The sequence below is a fragment of the Bradyrhizobium sp. BR 10289 genome (genome assembly GCF_019455385.1).
Taxonomy (GTDB): Bacteria; Pseudomonadota; Alphaproteobacteria; order Rhizobiales; family Xanthobacteraceae; genus Bradyrhizobium.
Genome location: NZ_JACOFR010000002.1, coordinates 267843 through 290289, shown reverse-complemented (window position 1 = coordinate 290289; position 22447 = coordinate 267843). Strand labels below are relative to the sequence as shown.

Sequence of the window (22447 nt, the reverse complement as noted above, 5' to 3'; positions counted from 1 at the left end):
CGCGCAACTTCAGGAAAACCCCGCGAAGCGCGATCGGCCGCCGTCAGGCGCCGTCCGCTTGTGACGGAAGGACGCTATGCAGACCGTTGTTATCGTCATTCACCTCATGATCGTCGCCGTGATGATCGGCGCCGTCCTGCTCCAGAAGTCGGAAGGCGGCGGCCTCGGCATGGGCGGCGGCGCGGGCTTCATGTCGAGCCGCGGCACCGCAAACCTGTTGACGCGGACCACCGCAATCCTGGCTGCCGGCTTCTTCCTGACCAGCCTGTTCCTGTCCTGGTATGCGGGCTACAACCGCGCGCCCTCGTCGATCATCGGCAGCCCGGCCTCGCAGGGCCAGCCGGCCGGCGGAACGCCGCTCGCGCCGTCGACCTCGGGCGGCATCCTGGATTCGCTGAAGAAGGCGGACGAACAGCAGCAGGCCCCGGCTCCGACCGGCCCGCAGGTGCCGCGTTCGCAATAAAGCAAGGGGGCCATGCAGGGCCGCTTCTACCGTCCTGCATCAACAATCCCCATCAAGGCACTGTCACCACACTTCGTTTTGGCTCACCCACAGGCCCGCAGAATCTTTGGGGCGGAATACGAATCGCTTTGGCGAATCGTATTCGAGGGATTAGAGGTTAGGTCCCATGGCGCGGTACATATTCATCACCGGCGGCGTGGTTTCTTCGCTCGGCAAGGGTCTGGCTTCAGCGGCACTCGGTGCCCTGCTGCAGGCCCGGGGCTACAAGGTCCGCCTCCGTAAGCTCGACCCCTATCTCAACCTCGATCCCGGAACGATGTCGCCGTATCAGCACGGCGAAGTGTTCGTGACCGATGACGGCGCGGAGACCGATCTCGATCTCGGTCACTACGAACGCTTCACCGGCCGGCCTGCGACCAAGCAGGACAACATCACGACGGGCCGCATCTACCAGGACATCATCTCCAAGGAGCGCCGCGGCGATTATCTCGGCGCGACCATCCAGGTGGTGCCGCACGTCACGAACGCCATCAAGGAGTTCGTGCTGTCGGGCAACGACGATTACGACTTCGTGCTGGTCGAGATCGGCGGCACCGTCGGCGACATCGAGGGCCTGCCGTTCTTCGAGGCGATCCGCCAGCTCAAGAACGAGCTGCCGCGCGATCACGCCGTCTATATCCATCTGACGCTGCTGCCCTACATTCCGAGCGCCGGCGAGCTCAAGACCAAGCCGACGCAGCATTCGGTCAAGGAGCTGCGCTCGATCGGCATCCAGCCGGACATCCTGCTCTGCCGGACCGATCGCGAGATCCCGAAGGAAGAGCGGCGCAAGCTCGGCCTGTTCTGCAACGTGCGCGAAAGCGCCGTGATCGAGGCGCGCGACGTCGACAACATCTACGCCGTCCCCGAGGCCTATCATAACGCCGGCCTCGACGACGAAGTGCTCGCCGCCTTCGGCATCGCCTCGCGGATTCCGCCGGCACTTCAGAGCTGGCAGAAGATCAACGAGCGCGTCCGTAATCCCGAAGGCAACGTCACCATCGCCATCGTCGGCAAGTACACCGGCATGAAGGATGCGTACAAGTCGCTGATCGAGGCGCTCTCGCATGGCGGCATCGCCAACAAGGTGAAGGTCAATCTCGACTGGATCGAGAGCGAGATTTTCGAGAAGGAAGATCCGGCGCCGTTCCTCGAGCACGTCAACGGCATTTTGGTGCCCGGCGGCTTCGGCCAGCGCGGTGCCGAAGGCAAGATCAAGGCGGCGCAGTTCGCGCGCGAGCGCGACGTGCCGTATTTCGGCATCTGCTTCGGCATGCAGATGGCGGTGATCGAGGCGGCGCGAAACCTCGTCGGCATCGAGGAGGCCAACTCCACCGAGTTCGGCCCGACCAAGGAGCCGCTGGTCGGCCTGATGACGGAATGGCTGCGCGGCAACGAGCTCGAGAAGCGCACGCAGGCCGGCGATCTCGGCGGCACGATGCGGCTCGGCGCATACCCGGCGGCGCTGACGCGCGGAAGCCGCGTCTCGGAAGTCTATGGCGGCGCGACCGAGATTTCGGAGCGTCACCGCCATCGCTACGAGGTGAACACCGCCTACAAGGACCGCCTCGAGCAGCACGGCCTGAAATTCTCAGGCCTCTCGCCCGATGGCGTGCTGCCTGAAATCGTAGAGTACGAGGATCACCCCTGGTTCATCGGCGTCCAGTTCCATCCCGAGCTGAAGTCCCGGCCGTTCGAGCCGCACCCGCTGTTCGCCTCGTTCATCGAGGCGGCGGCGAAGCAGAGCCGGCTGGTCTAACAATCCACTTCCGCTGCGACCCGCGTTGAAGAACCGGGCGCAACCGATCCTGCGACGATCTTCAACTGCGGCCGCCGCGTCAGCCTGTAGACGGCGGCGGGCGGCACGTTCAGCAGGGCGCGATCGACGAGCTTTGCGCGCAGACCCAGCCGGTCCAGCACCGGCCGCGGCACCGGGCAACTCATGCCGTAGGTGAACTGGTAGAAGGCACCGCCGGGGCGGAGATAGCTGAACGCGCCGCCGAGGATGGAGACGGCCTTGCGCGTCGACATGTTGAGCAGCGGCAGGCCGCTCACGACCGCGCCGACCGGAGCGCCGTCATAGAGGCGGTGTGTCGCAAGCTGCGCCGCGTCCATCCACAGCACGCGTGCGCCGGGGAAGCGCATCTGCAAGAGCTTCATGAAGTCGGAGCCGTATTCGATCAGCGTGAGATCCTGCGGCCGCACGCCGCGCTTGAGCAGCTTGTAGGTGAACGCACCGGTGCCGGGACCGAGCTCGAGGATCGGGCCCGTCGCCGCACTGATCTCGCGCGTGATGAGATCGGCGAGCGCCGCACCCGACGGTGCGATCGCGCCGACCTGGCGCGGGGACGACATCCAGGACAGGAAGAACGACAGAAAATCGTTGGGCATGCGCACTCCAGCATCTTGGTTTGCACCTCGAGAGATCAGAGGTGAGACGGATGCAGTTTCGGGGAAGCGCATTGCGACAGCATTGCGCTGTCGGAGACGAAGGCGAATTGTATCAGCTTTGTCGCATCGGCGGCAGCGTCATCCTGAAGCAGGCGCCGCTATCGGGGCCGTCCGCGACCGAGACGTGACCACCATGCAGCTGCACGATCTCGCGCACCATGTTGAGGCCGAGGCCGGCGCCGCGATCGAGCGGCGCCAGCCGGTAGAACGGCTCGAACACCTGTTCGCGCTGGTCGGCGGGAATGCCGGCGCCTTCGTCGCTGACCTCGATGCATGCGGGTCTGGAGACGCGAATCCCGATGGTGCCGCGGCGCGGACCGTGCTGGATCGCATTCTGCACGAGATTGGTCAGTGCGCGCTCCAGCGCCGCCGCATCGCCGATCGTCTCGATCGGCGTCTCCGGCGCATCGAGCGCCAGCTCGTAGCCGGCGGCGATCGCCAGCGGTGCGAGATCGGCGGCGACGCTTTGCGCGACCGCGGCGAGATTGACGTTGGTGAAGGGATGGCCGCAGCGGTCGAGCCGCTGGATGTCGAGCAATTGTTCGGCGAGCGTCGCCAGCCGCGCGGCATCCTCCAGCAGCCGCGTCTTGTCCGGCGAGGGGCTGAGCGATTCAAGGCGCGTATTGAGAATCGCGATCGGCGTGCGCAGCTCGTGCGCGGCGTCGGCGACGAAGCGCTTGTGGCGGGCATAGCCCTGGTCGAGCCGCGCCAGCGCGTCGTTGATCGCGCTCACCAGCGGCACGACCTCCAGCGGAATCCGTTCCACCGAGAGCCTCGCGCCGCGCTGGTGAATGTCGATGCGGCGCGCCTCGTCGGCCGTGGTGTCGAGCCTCCTGAACGCGCGCTGCACGATCATCGGTGTCGCAATGAACGTCGCCGTTCCCATCAGCAGCAGGCCGGGCAGGGCGATGCCGAGAAACGCAAGCGATGTCATGACCAGCGCCTTGGCGCCGGTCATCCGTCCCTGCGTCGCCGTGATGATCTGGACGTTACCGGCGTCGGTGTCGACGCGCTTGAGCCGCGCCGCCGGTTTGCGCGGATCGTCCTCGAACATCTGCCAGCCGAGCCGCGCCTGGCTGATCTGGTCTAGGCCGCCCCCGATCGCGGCGAATTCGGCCGGCACCGTGCCTTCGCTGAGCGAATGTCCTTGCTTGTCGCGGACCAGGAACCACAGATCGGGCGTTTCGCCCCGCAACTGTCTCAGCTCGGCCGTGGGGCGGATGATCAGGCCGCCCTGCGCATCACGCGCGAGCGCGCGCTGCACGATGTCGATCACGCGGTCCTCGTCGCGTTCGGCGAGCACGAAGCCGGATGCGCACAGCCCGGCGAGGACGACCGCGACCAGCGCAATCAGGATCGCAGCCTGGAGCCAGAGCAGGCGCCAACTCAGCTGCGAGCGCAGGCAGTAGGGATCCTCGTGGTGTACGCTGATCGTGCTCATGTTAGTTTCTTCAGGAGATAGCCGACACCGCGAATGCCGTGGATCTCCACGCCCGCCTCGGCGTCGGCAAGCTTGCGCCGCAGCCGCGAGATATGCGTGTCGAGCGCGTTCGACTGGATCTCGTCGTCGAAATTGTAGACCGCTTCTTCCAGCGCCGAGCGCAGCACGGTCCGGCCGATGCGGCGGATCAAGGCTTCGAGCACCAGGAGCTCGCGGCGCGGCAGCTCGAACGGCTGGCCGTCGATGCTGGCTTCGCGATGGCCGACATCGAAGGCGAGACGGCCGGCGCGGATGATTTCAGGAGAGAGGCCCGCGGGCCGCCGCAGCACCGCACGCAGCCGCGCCAGCAACTCCTCGACTGCGAATGGCTTTGCCAGATAATCATCGGCGCCGCTGTCGAGCCCGGCGATGCGGTCGGCGAGCTCGCCGCGCGCGGTGAGCACGATGATCGGCACGCCGTCGGCGCGCGCGCGAAGCTTCGGGATCAGCGCCAGGCCATCTCCATCGGGGAGCTGGCGGTCAAGCAGAACGGCGGCATGGACGTCGGCGGAAATGGCCTCCTCCGCCTCGGCGAGCGTCGGGGCGTGGTCCACGACCATGTCGTAGCGCTTCAGCGCCGACGACAATGCGCCGGCCATCTCCGCCTCATCTTCGACGAGCAAAATCCGCATGTAATGGGCACCTCGACCGCAACTCAGCCATTCTAGCGGCCCGATCATTGCGGCAGCATTGCGGGAGCCGGATGCGATGCGTTGCAAGGGTCCAACCTAGCCATGCGCAAAACGCCGCGGGGCCGGCCGGGCAGGGCTCAAGACACCATCGTGGCCAGACGTTATAACCGCCCGACCTGTTCAGGGAGGAGACGAATATGATCTACGAAATGCGCATCTATCGTTGTGTGCCCGGCCGCCTGCCGGCGCTGTTGAAGCGGTTCGAGACGGTGACGCTGAAGCTCTGGGAAAAGCACGGCATCAAGCAGGCCGGCTTTTTCACCACGCTGATCGGTGAATCCAACCAGGAGCTGACCTATTTCCTGGCCTGGGAGTCGCTTGCCGAGCGCGAGACCAAGTGGGGCAAGTTCATGACCGACCCCGACTGGATCAAGGCACGGGCCGAGAGCGAAGCCGACGGCCAGATTGTCGGCAACATCGTCAGCCAGTTGCTGACGCCGACCGCCTTCTCTGCCGTCAAATAGCAGGGCGCGTCCCATGGCGCGCCGGGGAACCCCGGCGCAACCCTGATATTCTGACCGTCCGGGGCGAATAGGGTTGATCAGGCCTCGATGGCGGCTATGGTCGCGCCGAAACGAGGGATTTGCCTTGAGCTCTTCATCATCCGCCGCGCCTGTCGTCACCGTTGGCTCGACCAAATTCGGCAATGATCTGCCGATCTCGATCATCGCGGGACCCTGCCAGCTCGAAAGCCGCCAGCATGCGCTGGAGGTGGCATCCGCGCTGAAGGAGATCGCCGCGCGCCTGAAGATCGGCCTCGTCTACAAGACTTCGTTCGACAAAGCCAACCGCACCAGCGCCTCTGCCGCGCGCGGCCTTGGCCTTTCGCAGTCGCTGCCGATCTTCGCCGAGATCCGTTCCTCGCTCGGCCTGCCGGTGCTGACCGACGTGCACGATGCCGCGCAATGTGCCGAGGTGGCGCAAGCTGTGGACGTGCTGCAGATCCCGGCGTTCCTGTGCCGGCAGACCGATTTGCTTCTTGCCGCGGCCGCAACGGGCAAGGTCGTCAACGTCAAGAAGGGGCAATTTCTGGCGCCCTGGGACATGACCAATGTCGTGACCAAGATCACCAGCGCCAACAACCCCAACGTGCTCGTCACCGAGCGCGGCGTCTCCTTCGGCTACAACACGCTGGTCTCCGACATGCGCGCACTGCCGATCATGGCGCGCACCACCGGCGCGCCGGTGATCTTCGACGCCACCCATTCGGTGCAGCAGCCGGGCGGGAAAGGCGCGTCCTCGGGCGGCGAGCGTGAATTCGTTCCGGTGCTCGCGCGTGCGGCCGTCGCTGTCGGTGTCGCCGGCGTTTTCATCGAGACCCATCCCGATCCTGATCGTGCGCCGTCCGACGGGCCCAATATGGTGCCGTTGCGTGAGTTCGAGGGATTGATCGCAGGGCTGATGGCGTTCGACGCGGTGACCAAGAGCATGTCAAAGGGCGCTGGCCGCTGATGCACCAGAAGGTGAGCAGGCCGCCCCAGGACCAGAAGTTTCCGCCCGCGATCAACATCATTGCGCTCGCGGGCTTTTCGGCGGCGCTGTCGGCGCGCGCGCTCGATCCCGTTCTGCCGCACATTGCGGACGATTTTTCGATCAGCATCACGACGGCCGCGAGCATCGCTGCCGGATTCGCCTTGATCTACGCGCTGGTGCAGCCGGCGATTGGAGCTGCCGCCGATCTGTTCGGCAAGGCGCGGTTGATGACGGCGTGCCTGGCCCTGCTTGGCGTTTCCTGCATTCTGGGGGCGCTCGCCACCTCGTTCTCGGGCCTGTTTGCAAGCCGCATCCTGGCCGGCATTGCCTCCGGCGGCGTGTTTCCGGTGGCGCTTGGTCTCACCGCCGACCTCGTCGCGCCGGCCAAGCGGCAGGTTGCGATCGGGCGCACGATGGCGGGGTCGATGACAGGCAATCTGCTCGGTGCGTCCGCCTCCGGCATCATCGGCGATCTCGTCGGCTGGCGCGGCGTGCTCATGCTCCTCGGCGCGCTCGGCCTGATCGCGGCCGTCGCGGTGGCGGCGGGGTTTCGCGGCGCCGCGCTGACCGCACCGCCGAAGACCGACCTGAAAACGCTCAAGCAGGGCTATCGCACCATCTTCGCCAATCCCAACACGCGCTACTGCTATTCGGCCGTGTTCATCGAGGGCTGCTGCGTGGTCGGCCTGTTTCCCTTCATTGCCGCATTCCTGTTCGATCTCGGCGAGAAATCGCTGTCGATCGCGGGCATCGTCATCGCAGGGTTTGCGGTCGGCGGCTTGTTCTACACGCTCACCGTCTCGCGCTTCCTGCCGCGGCTCGGCGTCAAGGGCATGATGATCGCCGGCGGCAGCATCGTGGCGCTCCAGCTCGCCTTCCTCGCGTTTGGTCCAGGCTGGAAGCTCCAGTTCGTCAGCATGCTGGCGATGGGCTGGGGATTCTACATGATCCATGGCTGCCTGCAGGTGTTCGCCAGCGAGCTGACGATCGAGGCGCGGGCAACCGCGATGTCGCTGCACTCGTTCTTCTTCTTCATGGGGCAGACAGTCGGACCGCTCGCCTATGGCTTCGGGCTCCACCATGGCGGCAAGGTGCCGACCCTGCTTGCGAGCGCCGCGATCATGGTGGCGCTGGGCCTCGTTTGCGCCCGGTGGCTCAGGTCGCGAGCACCGGCGGACGCACAGCCCTGACGGACGTATCGCGCTACCATTCCCGTAGTTTTCCGGGAAAAAATGGCAGCCAAGTCCGTTCGATCTTAAGTCAAATCTCACCGTTCGCTTCATAGATTGCCCGCGAACCGCGAAAGGGCGGCAACATCTGTGGATCAGTCGATGCAAAAGCAGCGTTCGGTCGCCCGTCTCCTCGGGGCGGTGGTCGGGTCCCTCGGCCTCGTCCTCGTCGTCATCTGTGCCTATGCATTGAAGCTCGCGGTCACCCGCTACTCGGACAGCAACCGCATCGTCTCGCTTGCGGTTGCCAGCCGCGACCTCACCAATACGCTGGTGATCTTTCGCCTGGAGCGGGGTGACACGCTGAGCTTTCTGGCGTCGGCCGCTCCCGCGCCGGACAGCACTATCAGCAGCCTCGCCGGGCAGCGCGCCACCGTGACGAAGAATCATGCGCAAGCCTTGCAGAGCCTCGCCTCCGTCGATGAGCCCGGTCTTGGCGCCAAGCTCGACAAGCTCCGTGGCATCTGGGCACAGCTCGAGGAGCTGCGGCCGCGCGCGATCGCGGCTCTGAAGCAGGAGAAGGGTGCACGTGATCCGAACCTACAGCCGAACTGGGCCAAGATCAGCGACGCCTATATGGAGGCGATCGGCGATGTCACCGCTCATGTCGACGGCGCGATGACATTGATCGATCCCGTTGTCGATCGGCTTCTGATCGCCAAGCAGGCGTCCTGGCAAGCCCGCGCCAACGTCGGTCAGACCATTCTGGTTCAGTTCTCCTCGATACTCGCCAACAAGACCTGGACCGCAGCCGACGGCGTCGCCTTCGCAGACCTGCGCGGCCGCATCCAGCAGTCCTGGCTGGTGGTGCGTGACCTCAGCCCGAACGTGGCTTCGCCCGACTTGCTGCAAGCGATCCGTAACGCCGAGCCGGAAATCTCTGGCGGACTCAGCGACGAGCGCAATACGATCGCGACCAAGCTGCTTGCCGGCGACCCCGCAGGCGTTGCCGGGATCGATTTTCGCGATCGCCAACTGGTCGGTGCCAACAATGTCGTCATCGTCACTCAGACCGCGCTCGCCAACATGATCGCGCGCGCCGAAGACGGCGCCTCGCGCGCCCGCTTCAGCCTGATTCTGTTTGGGGTGTTGCTGCCGGCATCGCTGGCGATGACCATCGGGGGCATGCTGTTGACGCGCAACCGCGTGACTCGGCCGCTGACCGCGATCACCGGCGTCATGACCCGGTTCGCCGCGCATGATTTCGCCGGCGACGTGCCGGGCCTCGGTCGCAACGACGAGATCGGACGGATGGCCTCGGCGCTGCAAGTGTTCAAGGATGCAATGATCAACGCCGAGCGCCTGTCGAGCGACCAGGCCGCCGAACGCGCCGAGAAAGAGAAGCGTGCGTCCGAGATGGCCGGCCTCGTGCGGCAGTTCGAAAGCCGTATCGGTCAGATGGTGCAGACGCTGTCGAACGCCTCGGGCGAGTTGGAGACGACGGCGCGCTCGATGTCGGGCACAGCGGCCGAGGCCCAGACCCAGGCCGGCTCGGCTTCCACCCTTGCTGACCAGGTCGGCAGCGGCGTGCAGACCGTTGCCGCCGCTGCCGAAGAGCTCAACGCCTCCATTCGCGAGATCAATCGCCAGGTCGAGCAGGCAACCCGCGCCACCGAGCAGGCGGTCGTCACCGTCAAGGAGACCGACAGCACCATGCGGGCGCTCGCCGACGGCGCCGACCGCATCGGCGAGGTCATCGGCCTCATCACCTCGATCGCCGGCCAGACCAATCTGCTGGCATTGAACGCGACCATCGAGGCCGCGCGAGCCGGCGAATCCGGACGCGGGTTTGCGGTGGTCGCGAGCGAGGTGAAGAACCTGGCCTCGCAGACGGCGAAGGCGACCGAAGAGATCAGCGCCCAGATCACGGAGATTCAGGGTGCGACCCAGAAGGCGGTCTCTGCGATCGACGGCATCGTCAAGACGATCGAGGAAGTCTCGACAATCAATCGCACCATCGCGGCGGCAATCGAGGAGCAGAACAAGGCCACCGCCGAGATCGCCAACACCGTGCAGCACACCGCGGAAGCCACCTCGACCGTGACGCGCAACATCGCAACCGTGTCGTCGGCGGCAAGCGAGACCGGCCGCGCCGCGTCCGGCGTGCTGCAGGCCGCAGCCAATCTGTCAGGCCAGTCGACCTCGCTGACCTCGGAGGTGGACGGGTTCATCAGCAAGGTGAGGGCGGTTGCGTAAGCTGCCGGACCGAGCGGTACAATTGTGGGTCCACCGCAGCGTCAGGCCGCGCCGCCGTCGTCTTTCTCGCGGCACCGTGCCACAGTCTTCTCCGGTATACATGGCACATGAATTGCTTGGTTTTTGAGCAAATCGAGGTGTGAGACCGTGGACGCCCAGACCCGCCGTTCGCCCAACGCAGCCAGCGTCGCCCGATCGGCCGGATATCCCACCAGGCCACCGCTGCGGCGTTTCCTGACCGAATGCCACGAGCAATTCCGGACCGATAAGTCCGGCGAGCTCGCCGACTACATCCCCGAGCTGAAGCGCGCCAATCCCGATCATTTTGGCATCGCGCTCGTCACCATCGACGGCCATGTCTATGAGGTCGGTGACAGCGCGGTCCCCTTCACGATCCAGTCGGTCTCGAAGGCCTTCGTCTTCGCGCTGGCGCTGGAGGCGGTTGGCGAGGAACGGGTCGCGGCCACCATCGGCGTCGAGCCGAGCGGCGAGGCTTTCAATTCGATCCGGCTTACCAACGACAATCGTCCGTTCAATCCGATGGTCAATGCCGGCGCCATCGCCTGCTCGGGCCTGATCTACGAGGTCGACGGCAGCGGCGCCTTCGAGCGCGTCCGCGCAAAACTGAGCCAGTTCGCCGGGCGCGAGCTCGGCGTCGACGAAGCCGTGCACGCCTCGGAGACCGCGACCGGCAATCGCAACCGGGCCATTGCCTGGCTGCTGCGGAATTACGCGGTGCTGCCCGATGATGTCGATGCCGTGCTCGATGTCTATTTCCGCCAATGCGCGATCCTGGTGACGGCGCGCGATCTCGCGGTGATGGCGGCAACGCTTGCCAATCGCGGCATCAATCCGGTGACGGGCGTTCAGGTGATCACGCCGCACATCGTCGCGCGCACCCTGTCGGTGATGACGAGCTCGGGCATGTACGATTATGCCGGCGAATGGACCTACCGCGTCGGCATTCCCGCCAAGAGCGGGGTGGGCGGCGGCATTGTCGCGGCGCTGCCCTCACAGCTCGGGCTCGGCACCTTCTCGCCGCTGCTCGACAATCATTTCAACAGTGTGCGCGGCCTCAAGGTCTGCGAGGCGCTGTCGGCCCGGTTCGATCTGCATATGCTCAACCGCAACGCCGATGTGCGGACGAGCATCATGGCGGACTACGACATCTACGGCATCTCCTCGCGCCGCAGCCGCCAGCCGCGCGAGCAGCAGATCCTCGACGAACGCCACAGCGACGTCCGGGTGCTCGAGCTGGTCGGCGCGATGAATTTCGGCACCATCGACTATGTCACGCGAAGGCTCACCAGCGAGCCGCCGAACGCGCCGCTGCTGATCATCGATTTCCGCCGCGTCCCCGATATCACGGCCGCCGGCGCCGAACTGCTCGGCGAGACGCTGACCGCGCTCGGCAATGCCGATGTCACTGCCGTTCTCTCGGGGGTCGAGGAGACCTCCGCCGTATGGGCGGCGATCTCCACGCGTACGGCCGATCCGCGCCGGCTGCGGCGATTTGCGTTGCTCGATGATGCCATCGAATGGGCCGAGGACCAGGTCATCTACCGCTTTGGCGGCTTCACCGATGTGAAGGAGAGTTCGCATCTCGGCGAGCAGGCGCTGCTCGCCGAACTCGACGCGGACGAGATCGCCGCAATCGTTAAACTGTCGACCACGCGCTATTACGCCGCCGGCCAGCGCATCATCGCCGCCGGCGAGCCCGCCAATTCGCTGTTCTTCCTCCAGAGCGGCATGGTCAGCGTCAAGCTGCGCAGCGGCGTGCGGCTCGCCTCGCTCGGCCCCGGCATGGAATTCGGCGAGATGGCGATGCTCGAGCAGAGCCGCAGCGCCGACGTCTTTGCCGACACGCCTGTCACCTGCCTCGAACTGCCGCTCGACAGCTTTGCCGATTATCGGCGGCTGCATCCGGACGCGTCGCTGAAGATCATGCGCAATCTCGCCGCCATCCTGGCGCGGCGGCTGGTCGCCGCCAACGCCAAGGTCGATCTGCTGAGCGCATATTAGTTCGCGATCGGCTCCATGCCGCTGGCGATGATGGTATCGCGCGCAGCGGGGGAGGCGAGGAACTTAATCAGCGCCCGGCCGGCCTCGGGCTCCTTCGAACCGGTGACGATGCCGGCGGAGAAGATCGTGATCTTCTGCAGTTCATTCGGCAAGGGACCTACGATGTCGATGCCCTTCACGGGCTTCAGCTCGCTGATCTGCTGAAAGCCGAGTTCGGCTTCGCCGTGGGCGACGATCTCGCCGACCGGTGTTGCCGGAATCTTGCGCGCCTTGTCTTTCATGGCCTCAGTGATGCCGAGCTTCTCGAACATCTCGGTCGAGACATAGACGCCGCTGGCGCTGTCGGAATAGGCGATCGTCTTCGCCGCCAGCAGCGCGCGCTTGACCGCTTCCACCGAACTGATGTCCGGCTTCGGCGCGCCTGCCTTCACGGCAACGCCGATCGGCGATTTCGTCAGATCGACTTGACTGCCGGCGACGACCTTGCCCTTGCCGGCGAGGTCGGTGAGGGCATAGCCCACCATGATCAGGACGTCCGCCGGCTCGCCGCGTTCGAGCCGCACGGGAATCGCATTGGTGGTGGTGCCCATCGAGGGCCCGTAGGCCGTCACCACCTTGTTGCCGGTGGCCTTCTCGAACTCCGGCACGAGCGCCTGATACGCCGCGGTCAGCCCGCCGGAGATCATCACGCGGACCTCGGCCGCCTCGGTCGCACCCGTGAGCCAGAGGGCGCTGAGAACGCCCAAGCCAATGCTGCGGAATGTTGCTGATATCGAGGTCATCGTCATTCGTCTCCCACTAACCCCGCCCGCGATAGGGCGCGACGCCTTGGTCGGGCACCCACAGGCCTTTCGGCACGCGGCCGGTCTGCCAGAACACATCGATCGGGATGCCGCCGCGCGGATACCAATAGCCGCCGATGCGGAGCCATTTCGGCTTGATCTCGCTCGCGATGCGCTTGCCGATCATCACGGTGCAGTCCTCGTGGAAGGCGCCGTGATTGCGGAAGCTCGCGATGTAGAGTTTCAGCGATTTCGATTCCAGCAGCCATGGGCCGGGCGCGTAGTCGATCATCAGATGGGCAAAATCGGGCTGGCCCGTGACCGGGCAGAGCGAGGTGAACTCGGGGACCGTGAACCGCACCAGATAATCCGTGCCGTTCTGCGGATTGGGCACGCGGTCGAGCTTGGCCTTTTCGGGCGCGTCGGGCCATTCCACGGCGCGGCCGAGCTGCAGGTCGGGGGAGGTCTTCGATTTGTTGGGCTTTTTCGACATGCGGCCCTCTTAGCCAATCATCGCCCTGCCGTCACCCGGCCTTTTCCACTTCGATGCATTGCGGTAGAAGCACCGCCAACTGCCCCCTTTGTTCCCCGAAAAGAGGCTCTCATGACCGCCATCATCGACATCATCGGCCGCGAAATCCTGGATAGCCGTGGCAATCCCACCGTCGAGGTCGACGTCGTGCTGGAAGATGGCGCGCTCGGCCGCGCCGCGGTGCCGTCGGGCGCCTCCACCGGCGCCCATGAGGCCGTGGAGCTGCGCGACGGCGACAAGGCCCGCTATCTTGGCAAGGGCGTCACCAAGGCGGTCGGCGCCGTCAACGGCGAGATCTTCGAAGCCCTGAGCGGTCTCGATGTCGAGCAGCAGGCCCAGATCGATCAGATCATGATCGACCTCGACGGCACGCCGAACAAGAGCCGGTTAGGGGCCAACGCCATCCTCGGCGTCTCGCTGGCCTGCGCCAAGGCGGCCGCGAACTCGCTCGACATGCCGCTGTATCGTTATGTCGGCGGCACCTCGGCGCGTCTGCTGCCGGTGCCGATGATGAACATCATCAATGGCGGCGTGCATGCCGACAATCCGATCGACTTCCAGGAGTTCATGATCCTCCCTGTCGGCGCGTCCTCCTTCGCCGAGGGCCTGCGCTACGGCGCCGAAGTGTTCCACACGCTGAAGTCCGAACTGAAGAAGGCCGGCCACAATACCAATGTCGGCGACGAGGGCGGTTTCGCGCCGAACCTGCCGTCGGCGGATGCTGCGCTTGAATTCGTCATGAACGCGATCGGCAAGGCCGGCTACAAGGCAGGGACGGACATCGTGCTTGGCCTCGACTGCGCCTCGACCGAGTTCTTCAAGGACGGCAAGTATGTCTATGAAGGCGAGGGCAAGACCCGCTCGATCTCCGAGCAGGCGAAGTATCTCGCCGACCTCGTCTCGCGCTATCCGATCGTCACCATCGAGGACGGCATGTCGGAAGACGACATGGACGGCTGGAAGGAGCTCACGGATCTGATCGGCAAGAAGTGCCAGCTGGTCGGCGACGACCTGTTCGTCACCAACGTCAAGCGACTCGCCGACGGCATCAAGACCGGCCGCGCCAACTCGATCCTGATCAAGGTCAACCAGATCGGCACGCTGACCGAGACGCTCGCCGCCGTCGAGATGGCGCACAAGGCCGGCTACACCTCGGTGATGTCGCACCGCTCCGGCGAGACCGAGGATTCCACCATTGCCGACCTCGCGGTCGCCACCAATTGCGGTCAGATCAAGACCGGCTCCCTTGCGCGCTCCGATCGCACCGCCAAATACAACCAGCTCCTCCGCATCGAGCAGCAGCTCGGCAAGCAGGCGCTGTACGGCGGCAGGGCGGCACTCAAGGCGCTGGCATAAGCCAGCGTCACCGCGCGAAAGCGCGAAAGAAGGACAGGGGAGGTTCGACATGAGCGACGGCAAGACCGGACTGCAACTGCGTTCGCTGATCAAGACGAGCGGTGAGCTCGAGATCTCGCTTGTGGACGTGCCGACCCCCGAGCCGGCGGACGACGAGGTCGTCGTCCGCGTCGAGGCGGCGCCGATCAACCCGTCCGATCTCGGCCTGCTTATCGGCGCCGCCGACATGAGCACGGCCAAGGCCTCCGGCACGAAGGAGGCGCCGATCATCACCGCAAAGGTGCCTGACGGCGCGATGCGCGCGATGGGGGCGCGGCTCGACCAGTCCCTGCCGGTCGGCAATGAAGGGGCAGGCGTCGTCATCAAGACCGGCGCGTCCGATGCTGCGAAGGCGCTGATGGGCAAGACGGTCGCGATGATCGGCGGCGCCATGTACTCGCAGTACCGGACCATGAAGGTGAGGGACTGCCAGGTGCTGCCCGAGGGCACCAGTGCGGCGGAAGGCGCGTCCTGGTTCGTCAATCCGCTCACCGCGCTCGGCATGACCGAGACGATGCGACGCGAGGGCCACAAGGCGCTGGTGCACACTGCGGCCGCCTCCAATCTCGGCCAGATGCTCAACAAGATCTGCATCAAGGACGGCATCCCGCTCGTCAACATCGTGCGCAGCCAGGAGCAGGCGGAGATCCTGAAGAAGATCGGCGCCAAGCACGTCGTCGATTCCAGCAAGCCGAGCTTCCTGGACGATCTCACCAATGCGCTGGTCGAGACCGGAGCCACCATCGCGTTCGACGCCATCGGCGGCGGCAAGCTTGCCGGCGACATCCTCAACTGCATGGAAATCGCGATCAACAAGACCGCCAAGGAATACAGCCGCTATGGCTCCATGGTGCACAAGCAGGTCTATGTCTACGGTGGGCTCGATACCCGTCCGATCGAGTTGCCGCGCGGCTTCGGCATGGCTTGGGGCGTCGGCGGCTGGCTCCTGACCCCGTTCCTCCAGAAGATCGGGCCGGCCGATATCGGACGGCTGCGCCAGCGTGTCGTGAGCGAATTGAAGACCACTTTCGCCAGCCACTACACCAAGACAGTTTCGCTTCAGGAAGCGCTCGATCCCGCCAACATCGCGGCCTACGCCAAACGGGCCACCGGCGAAAAATTCCTCATCAACCCAAATAAATAATCATCACGTGCGACGGCACGTCACCGCAAGAAGGTCTTGCCTTCTGAGCAAGGCGGGAGATTATTTCCGCCGCCATTTGAAAGCGGACAACCGCGAAGGCGCTCAGAAGGGGACCTCTCCATGACCGATCTCAATCGCCGCCATCTGCTCGCAGCCGCTGCCGCCATGGGTGCGGCTGCCGCCACCGGCCTGCGGCCGACCACCGCCAATGCCGCAGTGCCGCAAGCCGGCACGCAGGCGCCGGGCTTCTATCGCTACAAGGTGGGCAGCTTCGAGTGCACCTCGATCAATGACGGTGCCCGCACCTTCCCGATGCCGGACAAGTTCGTCGTCAACGTGCCCAAGGAAGAAGCCGCCGCCGCGGCCGAGGCCGCCTACATGCCCAAGGGCATGGTCACCGTGCCGTTCAATCCGCAGCTCATCAACACCGGCTCCAAGCTGGTGCTGATCGATGCCGGCAATGGCGTTGCCAATCTCGAGCCGAGTAAGGGCGCGGTCGGCCGCACGCTGCAGAACCTACAGGCCGCCGGCGTCGACCCCAAGAGCATCGACGTCGTGCTGCTGTCGCATCTGCATCCCGATCACACCAACGGCATCCGCCTCGCCGACGGCGGGCTCGCGTTCCCGAACGCCGAGATCATGGTGCCGGGCAAGGACTGGGAGTTCTGGACCAGCGAGGACAACACGGCCAAGGCCGAGTCCAATCCGATGATGAAGAACTACTTCGCCAACGTGAAGAAGACGTTTGCGGGCCTCGAGTCCAAGGTGACGAAGTACGAGTGGGGCAAGGAGGTCGCGCCGGGCATCACCTCGATCGCGACGCCGGGCCACACGCCGGGCCACACCTCGTTCGCGGTCGCCTCGGGCGATGCCAAGGTGCTGATCCAGTCCGACGTCACGAACATTCCGGAATTCTTCCTGCGCAATCCGGACTGGCACGTGGTGTTCGACACCGATGCCGCGATGGCGCAGGAGACGCGCCATAAATTCTACGACATGGCGGCCGCCGAGAAGGCGACCGTGATCGGCTTCCACTTCACCTTCCCGTCGGTCGGCCATGTCGAGAAGGACGGCGCGAAATATCGTCTGATCCCGTCGGCGTGGAATCCGACGATCTGAGAGCGTGGTTGCAGATTTATAGGAGACATCAGGCCGCCGCTTGGCGGCCTGATCGTTTTGGCCGACCATCTGCTTCCAGGAAACTCAGCGTTTCCAATCCCGACCGGTTCATGCACTTGCATCCATCAATCCGGATCGCTTAAGTGCCGCGCGGCACTCTCCCTCAAGCCTCCAAGGACAATCCATGGCCTACAACATCCTCGTGATCGCCGGCAGCCTGCGCAAGGACAGCTTCTCGCTGAAGATCGGCAACGCGCTGGCAAAGCTCGCACCCAGCTCGCTCAAGCTCGAGGTCATCACGCCGGCAGGCATCTCGTTTTTCAACCAGGACCTCGAGAGCGCGCCGCCCGCCGACTGGCTGGCGTTCCGCGAGAAGATCCAGAAGTCCGACGGCGTCATCTTCGTGACCCCGGAATACAACCGCGCCATCCCCGGCGTGCTGAAGAATGCCATCGACGTCGCCTCGCGCCCCTACGGCAAGAGCTCGTTCAACGGCAAGCCGGTCGGCATCATCTCGAACTCGCCGGGCCCCCTCGGTGGCGTCAGCGCCGCCAAGACCCTCCAGCACATCCTGCCCGGCATCGCCGGCCAGATCATGCAGCAGCCGGAAGCCTATCTGAACGCCGTCGGCGACGCTTTTGATGCCGAGGGTAACCTCGTCAAGGACTCGCTGAAGGGCGTGCTGCAGGCCTATATCGACGCCTTCGCGGCACACGTTGCCAAGTATCACGGCTGAGGCCGTGCTTGGTCATGCCCGGGGGCAAGCCCGGGCATGACACTCGATGGAGTGGGCAGGGCGCGTTAGCGTGCCCTTAACCAAGCTGCCCCATCTTCCAAAAATGGTCTCCCGCGCGCGCCTGAAATCGATCCTGACCGGCCTTGCCCTCTATGCGATGGCGGCCGCGATCGTCGGCTATTTCGGCGTCAACGCCTACACCGGCAAATACGGCCTCAACGCCCGCCAGGAGCTCGACCAGGAGATCATCGCGCTGACCGGCGAGCTCGCCCAGCTCAAGCGCGAGCGCGCCAGGAGCGAGCAACGCGTCTCGCTGCTGCGGACGTCGCGGATCGACCCTGATATGCTCGACGAGCGGGCGCGGTTCCAGCTCGACTATGTCAATCCGCACGATCTGGTTCGGATGATCCCGCAGAGCCAGTAACTGCGCGGGTTTCGAAAGTGGCGGCGAAAGCCGGCACCTCCCGACCTCATCACATCGAAAGTCGCAAGACCGCAGCCGCGTTGCCGCCTTGACGGGACGGCGCCCGCAGGGGCATGGCTTGTCCGGTGCGCTGCATCCCAGGATTGACGGAGATCAATCGGGCCGCGCCGGCAGGTCTTAAGATTGCCACCCGGAGGAAACGGTGATGAATGGGCAAGCCCCCCAGCATCACGCGGCCCGTGTCGAGGCCGCCATTGCATCAGGCCAGGCGGCGCGGTCGGCGCTCGTGGCCTCCTGGCGCCGTTCGTCCCGATTGCATCATCTCGACCCCTCCGGCCGCGGCCTGCCGCAACGGCTGACGGAGGCGGAACTCCGTGCGGCGCGCGAGCGCATCGCGCCGCTGCTGGCCGCCGCGCAAGGTGCGATGGACCGGCTCTACCAGGCGGTCGGCGTGGCCGGCTGCTGCGTGCTGCTGGCCGACGGCGAGGGGGTTCCGGTCGACCGCCGCGGCATGCCCGCGGACGACACGACGTTCCAGTCCTGGGGCCTGTGGACCGGCGCGCTCTGGAGCGAGGAGCACGAGGGCACCAATGGCATCGGCACCTGCGTCGTCGAGCAGCGGCCGCTGACGATCGACCGCGACCAGCACTTCTTCGCCCGCAACACCCTCCTGAGCTGCACCGCCGTTCCGATCTACGACCATGAGGCAGCCTTTGCCGGCGTGCTCGACGTCTCCTCCTGCCGTGCCGACCGCACCGATGCGTTCTCCAACCTGATTGCGCTTGCGGCAGGCGAGGCGGCGAAGCGCATCGAGGCCGACCTGTTCCGCCGCGCCTTCGCCTACGCCCGCATCGTGCTGACGCCGACTGCTGACGGCCAGTGCGGCGGCCTTGTCGCGGTCGATGCGGACGATCTCGTGATTGGCGCGACCCGGTCTGCGCGGATCGGGCTCGGAATTGCGCCGGGCAGGGCGCTGCAGCCGGTGCCCGCGGCCGACCTGCTCGGCGGCGATATCGCGCGCGACCATCTCGCCGGCGGCCAGCGCGCGGTGCTGCAGCGCGCGCTGCTCCGCGCCGGCGGCAATGTTTCGGCTGCCGCCAAGGCCCTCGGCGTCAGCCGCGCCACGCTGCACCGGAAGCTGAAGCGGTTTGAGATCCGGCACTGAACTCTATCCCCTCATGGTGAGGAGACCGCGACGCGGTCGTCTCGAACCATGCAGGCCCCACTGGATCCGTGGCCATCCTCCGAGACGCGCGCAACGGCGCGCTCCTCAGGATGATGACTGAGTATGCTGCTGCAGCCTCGTGATCTGTCGCAGAACTGCGACAGGTCGGCTTCGTCATCGCGCTCCCCAGGGCTGACAGAAATCACCTCCCGCGAGATCGTCGGCGCAAGTCGTGAGCACACGACGACAAGCGCAAACAGCAACATCGGGAGTGATCAATGAACAAGGTGGAATTCCTCGGCCTCACCCAAAGTCCGTTCGCCGAGCGCTATGACAATTTCATCGGCGGCAAGTTCACGGCGCCACGTTCCGGCAAGTATTTCGACAACGCCTCGCCGGTGAACGGGCAGATCGTCTGCAAGATCGCGCGCTCCGACGCTCAGGACGTCGAAGCCGCCCTCGATGCGGCGCATGCCGCCAAGGGCCCATGGGGCCGCACCAGCGTCGCCGAGCGCGCCGCGATCCTGAACAGGATTGCCGACCGCATGGAGGAAAATCTCGAGCGCCTCGCGGTCGCCGAGACCTGGGACAATGGCAAGCCGATCCGCGAGACCCGCGCCGCCGACCTGCCGCTCGCCATCGACCATTTCCGCTATTTCGCCGGCGTGGTGCGCGCGCAGGAAGGCTCGATCGGCGAGATCGACCACGACACCATCGCCTATCATTTCCACGAGCCGCTCGGCGTGGTCGGCCAGATCATTCCCTGGAACTTTCCGCTGCTGATGGCCTGCTGGAAGCTTGCGCCAGCGCTTGCCGCCGGCAATTGCGTCGTGCTCAAGCCGGCCGAGCAGACTCCGGCCTCGATCATGGTCTGGGCCGAGATCGTCGGCGACTTGCTGCCGCCGGGTGTCCTCAACATCGTCAACGGCTTCGGTCTCGAAGCCGGCAAGCCGCTCGCCTCCAGCCCGCGCATCGCCAAGATCGCCTTCACCGGCGAGACCACGACGGGCCGGCTGATCATGCAATACGCCAGCCAAAACCTCATTCCGGTGACGCTGGAGCTCGGCGGCAAGTCGCCGAACATCTTCTTCAAGGACGTCACCGCCGAGGACGACGACTTCTTCGACAAGGCGATCGAGGGCTTCGTCATGTTCGCGCTGAACCAGGGCGAGGTCTGCACCTGCCCGAGCCGGGCGCTGGTTCATGCCGACGTCTACGACCGCTTCATGGAGCGGGCGCTGAAGCGCGTCGCCGCCATCAAGCAGGGCGACCCGCGCGTGGCCGACACCATGATCGGCGCGCAGGCTTCCGGCGAGCAGCTGGAGAAGATCCTGTCCTACATCGACATCGGCAAGCAGGAGGGCGCCAAGGTGCTCGCGGGCGGCGGGCGTGCCGAGCTCGGCGGCGATCTGTCGGGCGGCTTTTACGTCCAGCCCACGGTGTTCGAGGGTCACAACAAGATGCGCATCTTCCAGGAGGAGATCTTTGGTCCCGTCGTCTCGGTCACGACCTTCAAGACCGATGACGAAGCGCTCGCGATCGCCAACGACACGCTCTACGGCCTGGGTGCCGGCGTCTGGAGCCGCGATGCCAACCGCTGCTACCGCTTCGGCCGCGCCATCCAGGCCGGTCGGGTCTGGACCAATTGCTACCACGCCTATCCCGCGCATGCGGCCTTCGGCGGTTACAAGCAGTCGGGCGTCGGCCGCGAGACCCACAAGATGATGCTCGATCACTACCAGCAGACCAAGAACCTGCTGGTCAGCTACAGCCCGAAGAAGCTCGGCTTCTTCTGATCGAAGATGTGATCGGGCGGAGAGGGCGGCGTCAATTTTTGACGCCGCTTATCCGGCAAACGGGGTTGACTGCCGCGGCGCTTTTTGTCGCGGTCACCGAATCTGCTGCGGTCGAGACCGGTGCTTAAATTTGTTGCCTGATCGGCGTCAAACATTTTGCAATATTACGGCCACGTTGCACTGCGGCATAATGAAAATCGTGCTATTCCGTTGCGGTGCTTTCCAACGGCGTTTGACTTGGGCTAGAGAGGGCTGAAGTTTTCTCTGACCCGGAATTCCCATGGCCGCACCCAAGAAAGCCGCCGCAGGCGCTGTACAGGACAAAACCGACGGCGCTTCGCCCCCGGAATTCACCAAAGAGCAGGAGCTGAAGGCGCTCCGCGAGATGCTCCTGATCCGGCGGTTCGAGGAAAAGGCCGGCCAACTCTACGGCATGGGCGCGATCGGCGGCTTCTGCCATCTCTATATCGGCCAGGAGGCCGTGGTGGTCGGCATGCAGATGGCCCTGAAGGAGGGCGATCAGGTCATCACCGGCTATCGCGATCACGGCCATATGCTTGCCACCGGCATGGACGCCAACGGCGTCATGGCCGAGCTCACGGGCCGCCGCGGCGGTTATTCCAAGGGCAAGGGCGGCTCCATGCACATGTTCAGCAAGGAGAAGCACTTCTACGGCGGCCACGGCATCGTCGGCGCCCAGGTCTCGCTCGGCACGGGTCTGGCCTTCGCCAATCACTATCGCGGCAACGGCAATGTCAGCGTCACCTATTTCGGCGACGGCGCGGCCAACCAGGGCCAGGTCTATGAGAGCTTCAACATGGCGGAGCTCTGGAAGCTGCCGGTGATCTACGTCATCGAGAACAACCGCTACGCCATGGGCACGTCGGTGTCGCGCGCCTCGGCGCAGCAGGATTTCTCCAAGCGCGGCGCGTCCTTCAACATCCCCGGCAAGCAGGTCGACGGCATGGACGTGCGCGCCGTCAAGGCCGCGGGCGAAGAGGCGGCGGAATGGTGCCGCGCCGGCAAGGGCCCCTACATCCTGGAAATGCAGACCTACCGTTATCGCGGCCACTCGATGTCCGACCCGGCCAAATACCGCACGCGTGAGGAGGTCGAGAAGGTCCGCCACGACCAGGATCCGATCGAGCAGGTGCGCAATCGCCTCTTGGCCGCCAAGGTCAGCGAGGCCGATCTCAAGGCGATCGACGCCGAGGTGCGTGACATCGTCAACGCCTCCGCCGATTTCGCCCAGCATGATCCCGAGCCGGATGCCGCCGAGCTCTGGACCGACGTTTACCGCTAAGACGCG

20 protein-coding genes are annotated in these 22447 nt (G+C 65.2%); 15 read left to right on the top strand and 5 right to left on the bottom strand.

Annotated features, from left to right (window positions below; genetic code table 11):
• The first annotated feature begins 76 nt into the window (after window positions 1–76).
• Together secG and pyrG are read left to right on the top strand one after the other, a co-directional pair.
• Complete coding sequence (gene secG / locus HYH08_RS04895) at window positions 77–463, top strand: preprotein translocase subunit SecG (protein ID WP_220008617.1); 387 nt, start codon at window positions 77–79, stop codon at window positions 461–463.
• Window positions 464–629: 166 nt separating this feature from the next.
• Entirely contained in the window at window positions 630–2261 is a 1632-nt protein-coding gene (gene pyrG, locus HYH08_RS04890; RefSeq protein ID WP_220008616.1) for a CTP synthase, read from the top strand.
• On the opposite strand, the gene HYH08_RS04885 is transcribed toward pyrG, so the two are convergent.
• The 3 genes from HYH08_RS04885 to HYH08_RS04875 all read right to left on the bottom strand — a co-directional run bounded on the left by HYH08_RS04885 (window position 2258) and on the right by HYH08_RS04875 (window position 5065).
• Window positions 2258–2893 (bottom strand): class I SAM-dependent methyltransferase, encoded by a 636-nt coding sequence (locus HYH08_RS04885; RefSeq protein WP_220008615.1) that lies wholly within the window; start codon window positions 2891–2893, stop codon window positions 2258–2260. The genes pyrG and HYH08_RS04885 overlap by 4 nt on opposite strands.
• Before the next feature lie 112 nt (window positions 2894–3005).
• Window positions 3006–4394 carry a sensor histidine kinase gene (locus tag HYH08_RS04880; RefSeq protein WP_220008614.1) on the bottom strand — a complete coding sequence of 463 codons (1389 nt, stop codon included), beginning with the start codon at window positions 4392–4394 and terminating at the stop codon, window positions 3006–3008.
• A complete protein-coding gene (locus tag HYH08_RS04875; protein WP_220008613.1) occupies window positions 4391–5065 on the bottom strand; it encodes a response regulator in 675 nt (224 codons plus the stop codon). Before HYH08_RS04875 ends, HYH08_RS04880 begins: the two co-directional genes overlap by 4 nt.
• Window positions 5066–5262: 197 nt before the next feature.
• Between HYH08_RS04875 and HYH08_RS04870 the strand changes: the two genes are divergently transcribed.
• The 5 genes from HYH08_RS04870 to glsA all read left to right on the top strand — a co-directional run bounded on the left by HYH08_RS04870 (window position 5263) and on the right by glsA (window position 12045).
• On the top strand, window positions 5263–5589 hold the full coding sequence (locus tag HYH08_RS04870) for an NIPSNAP family protein (protein ID WP_220008612.1): 327 nt from the start codon (window positions 5263–5265) through the stop codon (window positions 5587–5589).
• Between the two features lie 124 nt (window positions 5590–5713).
• Window positions 5714–6577, top strand: a complete 864-nt coding sequence (gene kdsA / locus HYH08_RS04865) for a 3-deoxy-8-phosphooctulonate synthase (protein WP_220008611.1) — start codon at window positions 5714–5716, stop codon at window positions 6575–6577.
• Window positions 6577–7788, top strand: a complete 1212-nt coding sequence (locus tag HYH08_RS04860) for an MFS transporter (RefSeq protein ID WP_220008610.1) — start codon at window positions 6577–6579, stop codon at window positions 7786–7788. The genes kdsA and HYH08_RS04860 overlap by 1 nt, the downstream gene beginning before the upstream one ends.
• A gap of 141 nt (window positions 7789–7929) precedes the next feature.
• The gene (locus HYH08_RS04855; protein WP_220008609.1) at window positions 7930–10023 is read left to right on the top strand and encodes a methyl-accepting chemotaxis protein; all 2094 of its coding nucleotides are present in this window, start codon (window positions 7930–7932) and stop codon (window positions 10021–10023) included.
• Between the two features lie 147 nt (window positions 10024–10170).
• Window positions 10171–12045 carry a glutaminase A gene (glsA, locus tag HYH08_RS04850; protein WP_220008608.1) on the top strand — a complete coding sequence of 625 codons (1875 nt, stop codon included), beginning with the start codon at window positions 10171–10173 and terminating at the stop codon, window positions 12043–12045.
• Here glsA and modA read toward each other — a convergent pair.
• Both modA and queF read right to left on the bottom strand, forming a co-directional pair.
• Window positions 12042–12827 carry a molybdate ABC transporter substrate-binding protein gene (gene modA, locus HYH08_RS04845; RefSeq protein ID WP_220008607.1) on the bottom strand — a complete coding sequence of 262 codons (786 nt, stop codon included), beginning with the start codon at window positions 12825–12827 and terminating at the stop codon, window positions 12042–12044. The two genes, glsA and modA, sit on opposite strands and share 4 nt — an antisense overlap.
• A gap of 16 nt (window positions 12828–12843) precedes the next feature.
• A complete protein-coding gene (queF, locus tag HYH08_RS04840) occupies window positions 12844–13320 on the bottom strand; it encodes a preQ(1) synthase (protein WP_220008606.1) in 477 nt (158 codons plus the stop codon).
• A 111-nt stretch (window positions 13321–13431) separates the two neighbouring features.
• On the opposite strand from queF, the gene eno reads away from it, so the two are divergent.
• The 8 genes from eno to pdhA all read left to right on the top strand — a co-directional run bounded on the left by eno (window position 13432) and on the right by pdhA (window position 22441).
• The gene (gene eno / locus HYH08_RS04835; protein WP_220008605.1) at window positions 13432–14715 is read left to right on the top strand and encodes a phosphopyruvate hydratase; all 1284 of its coding nucleotides are present in this window, start codon (window positions 13432–13434) and stop codon (window positions 14713–14715) included.
• Between the two features lie 49 nt (window positions 14716–14764).
• On the top strand, window positions 14765–15898 hold the full coding sequence (locus HYH08_RS04830) for a zinc-binding dehydrogenase (protein WP_220008604.1): 1134 nt from the start codon (window positions 14765–14767) through the stop codon (window positions 15896–15898).
• A gap of 120 nt (window positions 15899–16018) precedes the next feature.
• Window positions 16019–17017, top strand: a complete 999-nt coding sequence (locus HYH08_RS04825; protein ID WP_220008603.1) for an MBL fold metallo-hydrolase — start codon at window positions 16019–16021, stop codon at window positions 17015–17017.
• Between the two features lie 184 nt (window positions 17018–17201).
• Window positions 17202–17753 (top strand): NADPH-dependent FMN reductase, encoded by a 552-nt coding sequence (locus HYH08_RS04820; protein ID WP_220008602.1) that lies wholly within the window; start codon window positions 17202–17204, stop codon window positions 17751–17753.
• 103 nt (window positions 17754–17856) lie between these two features.
• Entirely contained in the window at window positions 17857–18177 is a 321-nt protein-coding gene (locus tag HYH08_RS04815) for an FtsB family cell division protein (protein ID WP_220008937.1), read from the top strand.
• A gap of 205 nt (window positions 18178–18382) precedes the next feature.
• Window positions 18383–19342, top strand: a complete 960-nt coding sequence (locus tag HYH08_RS04810; protein WP_220008601.1) for a helix-turn-helix domain-containing protein — start codon at window positions 18383–18385, stop codon at window positions 19340–19342.
• A gap of 278 nt (window positions 19343–19620) precedes the next feature.
• Window positions 19621–21138, top strand: coding sequence for an aldehyde dehydrogenase (adh, locus tag HYH08_RS04805; RefSeq protein WP_220008600.1), 1518 nt, complete (start codon window positions 19621–19623; stop codon window positions 21136–21138).
• Between the two features lie 280 nt (window positions 21139–21418).
• Window positions 21419–22441 carry a pyruvate dehydrogenase (acetyl-transferring) E1 component subunit alpha gene (pdhA, locus tag HYH08_RS04800; protein ID WP_220008599.1) on the top strand — a complete coding sequence of 341 codons (1023 nt, stop codon included), beginning with the start codon at window positions 21419–21421 and terminating at the stop codon, window positions 22439–22441.
• The last annotated feature ends 6 nt before the right edge of the window (window positions 22442–22447 follow it).